Consider the following 544-nt stretch of genomic DNA (forward strand, 5'->3'; position numbering starts at 1 on the left):
CTCCGCCGAGGACTATTCCGACCGGGCTCTCTCGTTGGGCGCCGTCGGCTATGCGCTGAAGCCCGTACAACGCGATCACCTGGTGTCGATGATCGAGTCTCTAGGCGCGAAAGCCGAACAAACGCTGCGGCGCGTGCTGATCGTTGAAGACAACGCCGTTCAGCGGGACGCTCTGTCGAAACTCCTGTCGTCGCATGACGTCGAAACGGTGGGGGCTGGGAGTGCGGCAGAGTGCATCTCGTTGCTGGCCGAACAGACCTTCGACTGCATGGTGCTGGATTTGTCGTTGCCAGATACATCCGGCTTTGCGCTTCTGGAAACGTTGAGCGAAGCGGGCATGCATTCCTTCCCACCTGTCATCGTCTACACCGGACGCGTTCTCTCGTCCGAAGAAGAACAGAGGCTTCGCCGCTACTCGAAATCTATCATCATCAAGGGTGCAAAATCGCCGGAGCGTCTTCTCGACGAGGTCACACTCTTCCTGCACCAGGTGGTCTCCGAGCTGCCGGACGAGCAGCAGCAAATGATCCGCAAAGCGCGCAAC

General features: G+C 59.2%; 1 protein-coding gene. It reads left to right on the plus strand.

What is annotated here, in order from left to right; all coding sequences use genetic code 11:
* Nucleotides 1-34: 34 nt before the first annotated feature.
* A partial coding sequence (locus FAA86_RS24460; protein WP_342774152.1) for a response regulator occupies nucleotides 35-544 on the plus strand: 510 nt, incomplete at its 3' end.

The sequence above is a fragment of the Rhizobium rosettiformans W3 genome (assembly GCF_004912135.1).
Classification (GTDB): domain Bacteria; phylum Pseudomonadota; class Alphaproteobacteria; order Rhizobiales; family Rhizobiaceae; genus Allorhizobium; species Allorhizobium rosettiformans.